The 5,178-nt window shown below is 72.8% G+C and carries 4 protein-coding genes; all 4 read left to right on the forward strand.

Annotated features, from left to right (window positions below):
• Positions 1–1,352, forward strand: a 1,352-nt coding sequence (gene glmM, locus ACTUAL_RS19790) for a phosphoglucosamine mutase (RefSeq protein WP_440901290.1), incomplete at its 5' end; no start/stop codon positions are given.
• Between the two features lie 486 nt (positions 1,353–1,838).
• A complete protein-coding gene (locus ACTUAL_RS19795; protein ID WP_157767932.1) occupies positions 1,839–2,111 on the forward strand; it encodes a type VII secretion target in 273 nt (90 codons plus the stop codon).
• Positions 2,111–4,885: a hypothetical protein gene (locus ACTUAL_RS19800; protein WP_440901291.1), complete on the forward strand. Its 2,775-nt coding sequence runs from the start codon at positions 2,111–2,113 to the stop codon at positions 4,883–4,885. Before ACTUAL_RS19795 ends, ACTUAL_RS19800 begins: the two co-directional genes overlap by 1 nt.
• A partial coding sequence (locus ACTUAL_RS19805) for a hypothetical protein (protein WP_440901292.1) occupies positions 4,882–5,178 on the forward strand: 297 nt, incomplete at its 3' end. The genes ACTUAL_RS19800 and ACTUAL_RS19805, both read left to right, overlap by 4 nt.

Consider the following 5,178-nt stretch of genomic DNA (forward strand, 5'->3'; position numbering starts at 1 on the left):
CCGGCGCCCCTCCCCTCCGGCGCCGGCGGTCCGCCCCCGCGGGGGTCCGCCCCCCCCCCACCCCCGACCTCACCCCGGAACTCGCGCTCTCCGTCGCCGCCTCCGCAGCGCGGGTGCTCGCCGAGCACGACCGGTCCCACCGCCCCGTCGCGGTGGTCGGCCGCGACCCCAGGGCCAGCGGCGAGATGCTGGAGGCCGCCGTCGTGGCGGGCCTGGCCAGCGCGGGCGCGGACGTGCTGCGCGTGGGCGTGCTGCCCACGCCCGCCGTCGCGCACCTGGTCGGCGCGCTCGGCGCCGACGTGGGCGTGATGATCTCCGCCTCGCACACCCCCATGCCGGACAACGGGGTGAAGCTGTTCGCCGCGGGCGGGCACAAGCTGCCCGACGCCGTCGAGGACGAGATCGAGCAGAAGCTGGGCGAGGGCGCGCACCGCCCGACCGGCGCCGAGGTGGGCCGGGTCCGCGACGTGCCGGACGCGCTCAGCCAGTACGTCGAGCACCTGCTGAAGGTCGTGCCGAGCAGGCTGGACGGCCTGAAGGTCGTGGTGGACTGCGCGAACGGCGCGGCGTCCGGCGCGGCCCCCGAGGCGTACCGCAGGGCGGGCGCGGAGGTCGTCGAGATCAACGCGGCCCCGAACGGCCTGAACATCAACGAGGACTGCGGCTCGAACCACACCGGGCAGCTGCGCGCCGCGGTGCTGGAGCACGGCGCCGACCTCGGCATCGCGCACGACGGCGACGCGGACCGCTGCGCCGCCGTGGACGCGAACGGCGACGAGGTCGACGGCGACCAGATCATGGCGGTGCTCGCGCTGGCCATGCAGGAAGCGGGCGAGCTGACCGACGACACGCTGGTCGTGACGGTCATGAGCAACCTGGGCCTGCACCTGGCGATGCGCGAGCACGGCATCGCGCTGCGCACCACGGCGGTCGGCGACCGGTACGTGGTGGAGGAACTGCGCGCGGGCGGCTACGCCCTGGGCGGCGAGCAGTCGGGCCACGTCGTGCTGCCCGCGCACGCCACCACCGGCGACGGCCTGCTCACGGCCCTGCGCCTGATGGCCCGCGTCGCGTCGACGGGCAAGCCCCTGGCGGAGCTGGCGGGCGTGATGCGCAGGCTCCCGCAGGTCCTGCTGAACGTCGTGGTCTCCGACAAGGCGACGGTGGCCGCGGCCCCGTCCGTGGCGGAGGCGGTGGCGGCCGTGACGGAGGAGCTGGGCGACACGGGACGCGTGCTGCTGCGGCCCTCGGGCACGGAGCAGCTGGTGCGCGTGATGGTCGAGGCTCCGACGCACGAACTCGCCGAATCGGCGGCGCAGCGCCTGGCGGGCGTGGTCAGCGCGGTCCGGTGAGACCGGGCGGGCGGAGCTGACTCGGGGCACCCCTTCCGGGGTGCCCCGAGTTTTTTCTCGGGGCACTGGGCGGAAGCCGGGCCCCGGTGCCCGAGGCGCGGTCCTGGGTGCGCGCGACCGGGCCGCGCGCACCGTCCCAAGGCGCGATCCCGGCCCCTGAGATCCCTTGTGACCGACCTCGGTCTGATCGGGCCACTCGCCGTCCCGGTCCTCGTGGCACTGCTGGTCGTGCTCCCGCTGGCGCTCCTCCTCGGGAACCGCCGCCGCGCTCCCGCGCAGGCTGTCCCGGCGTGCCCGACGCGCGCTGTTCACACCTGCAAGTCGCGGTGGCAAACCCCTGCGAGCGGCACCTCTGGCCTGCGACCATAGGAACCGCTGAACGACGGTCTGCGTCGTAAAGCGCACCAGGTGAGAGTGATGCGTGGCTGTGCAGAGCCGCGGAGGGGAGCGGGGGCCGTGGCCGGTTACGGCACTAGTACCGAGGCGATGGGGAAAGCCGCCGACGGCATCTCCGGTGCTGCCAAGGACGCTGCGGGGGACTTGAAGGACCTCGGCAAGACCAAGCTGGACGGCAAGCACTTCGGTGAGGCGCACCAGCAGCACCTCCAGGGCTACCAGGCGGGCATCACCAACCTCGCGCAGATGATCACCGGGCTCGAGGGCGCGTTGACGGGCTTCGCGAGCCAGCTCGACGCGGGCGCGAGCACCTACGGCAACGTCGAGAGCAACAACGCCACCAACCTGGAGCGTCAGTACTGATGGCCACGCCGGAGTGGGAAGAGGTCAAGGAGCTCCTGGACGACGGGAACGTCTCCATGGAGCGCAAGCGAGCGCTCCTGGACGCGTACTCGGGCTCCCGAGGGGGCATGCTCGACAAGGAGCAGCACGACTACGCCGACAAGATCGGCGTCACCCCCTACAACACCGGCGGGGGGCCCCACTTCGGCGGTGGCTACACCGGCACGGCGTTCCTCGACAAGGCCTACGAGCAGGCCAAGGAGGACCGCGACCGGAACAGCGCGGCCACCAGGGAGCAGGTCGAGGACGTCAAGAAGGGGCAGACCGACCTCGACGGCAAGTCGGCCCCCACCTCGTCCTCGGTCGGCGTCGCCACGTCGAACGAGCTCCTGGACGCGGGCGTCCCCGGCCTGCGGTTCTTCGAGAACTTCATCCCGATCTGGAACAACCGGCCCGCGGGCGCTCGCGACGCGCTGCGCGGCACGGGTGACCTCGACCTCGAGGCGGACATCCGCAAGCCCTACGACGAGCAGCTCGGGATCGACTTCCGCAAGCTCCTGTCCGAGGCCGAGGAGTTCGACAAGGCCAAGTCCCGCGTGGACGGGCTCACCGAGGACGTCAAGGGCAAGCTCAACACCCTCTACGCGGAGTGGAGCGGCGCGGCGGCCGACAAGTCCCGCGAGCACTTCGGGAACCAGATCGCCCCCAAGAGCGCGGACCTCTCGGAGGAGCTGGCTGGCTCCGCCGAGGTGGTCAGGACCACCGTCGAGAACGTCTTCGAGCTCTGCAAGCGCAAGGCCGACGAGGTGCTCGCGAACTACCGCGAGGAAGTCGGGCAGGCGTCGCCGTACATGGCGGAGAAGGTGGTCTCCTTCTCGAAGGGGGAGGGCGACTTCTCCCGCGACCGGATTCGCGAGATCGCCTCCTGGGTCGACGCGAAGGTCCCCGGTTCGGACATCGTCTCCAGGCTCAACTCGGACGACTGCTCCCTGGACGAGGCCACGACCAAGTACGCGATCGACCAGTGCCTGGTCTGGGTGAAGAAGTCGTTCGTACCGGAGTTCGAGGACGTCTACAAGGCGTTCAAGGAGTGCTGCGAGAAGACCAAGGAAGCGGTCGACGAGCAGTGGGAGGCCATGAACTCCTACCTGGCCGAGGCGGAGAACCCCTTCGCGGGAGCCGCGGGCACCGGCCAGGACACCGTGCCCAGCAGCACGGGGATGCCGAGCAGCAACACCGGGATGCCGAGCAGCACCGGTATGCCCAGCAGCACGGGAATGCCCAGCGGCATGGGGATGCCCGGCAGCAGCGGGATGCCCTCCGGGGACGTGCCCGGCGTCACGAACCCCCTGGACGCGGACGGCGACGGCAAGCCCGACGACATCCAACTGCCCGGTGACACCGACGGCGACGGCAAGGTCGACGACCTGGACGGCGACGGGAAGCCCGACGACCTCGCCCAGGTCCCCGGCGGTTCCGAGGGCGAGGGCCCCGACGGCCTGAAGGGCGACGGTGAGAAGCCCGAGGAAGTCACCTTCACCAGCGGCGACAACAAGATCGCCGTGTCCGAGCCGAGCGAGGACGGCCACGTCCAGCTCACGCTGGACACCCCCGAGGGCGAGCCGAAGACCTACGACATCGACTTCAGCGGCAACCCCGACGCCTACAAGGCGCTCACCGGCCACGACCTCGACCCGGACGCCTCCGGGGCGACCGGGACGGGCGCGGGCGCCGGGCTCGGCGCGGGTGGCGCGCTGGCGGGCGGAGCCCCTGGTGGAGCGGCGGGTGGCGCCGCGGGTGCGGCGACCCCGATCCAGGTCGGCCCCGACGGCAGGGCGGTCATCGAGCAGGACGGCGTGAAGATCATCGCCGAGGTCGACCCGCTGACCGGTGAGCTGAACCTGAGCGTGGCCGACGGCGACGGCGAGGCCAACGAGTACGGCGTCGAGTTCACCGAGGACGAGACCGGCAGGAGGGTCGGCACGGTGACCGACGCCGAGGGCGTCGTCATCGAGACCAGCGCCGACGACGTGGCAGCCGCGGGCGACGGGACCGCGACCTCCGCCCAGGGCGCTCCCGACGCGCTCGGCGCGACCGGTCAGCGGGCGGCGTGGGCCCAGGGCCCCGTCGTGGGCGGGCAGGACCTCGCCGCCGACGTGCGGGGCTTCACCGAGCCCGCCGTCGCCCAGGCGCAGGGCTTCACCGAACCGCCGCTCGCGCAGCCGGTCGGCTTCACCGAGCCCGAGGCGGCCCCCTCGTACGCCGCAGCCGACCGCACGGCCCAGCAGGTGGGCTTCACCGAGCCCGTCTCGGCCGACCCCACCCCGACCGGCAGCGCCCCGACCGGCAGCGCCTCCACCGGGGGCACGACCGTCACGTCGGGCGCGATGCTGGCGGGTGACACCGGTGGCCGCTTCGACAGCGCCGATTCCGGGCTGGCGGGCTCCGCGCTGGGCGGCTCGGCCAAGTCCGACAGCGCCGACGGGGTGTGGCGGCGCGACCCCGGTGACGCCGGGGGCAGCTTCGCCGACACCCACACCTCCCAGGCGGGGCAGGCCGGGGCCGCGGTGCTGCCCACCATGGGGGACGCGAGCCAGGGGCAGACCGGCGCCATGGGCGGCGGGATGATGGGTGGCGGGATGATGGGCGGCGGCATGACGGGCGGTGCGGGTGGTGGCCAGCAGAACGGCGACACCGAGCGCTCGTCCGGCCAGTGGCGCACCTCGGGGTCGCTGTTCGACGACGACGCGCTGGGCCGGGTCCAGAGCGTGCTGGGTGAGGAGGGCGGCAGGTGAGTTCCGCGGCTGACAGGCTCGCGGCGGTCAAGAACCGCATGGCGACGGTGCTGCGCGACCACGCCGACACGCGCGTCCTCAGGGAGGAGCGCGTCAAGGAGAGCGCCGCCAAGGCCGCCGACAGCCTGGTGAAGCAGGGGCGCACGGCCGAGAAGGTCATCGGGCGCATCCAGGAGATCGGCCGGGCGAAGCGGGGTGCCGCGGCGGTGAAGAAGCCCGACGTCTACTCGTTCGGTCCGGAGGACGACTCGGGTGTCGTCGACGAGGTCGACCGGGAGGCGCAGGAGTACCTC

The organism is Actinosynnema sp., assembly GCF_052038725.1.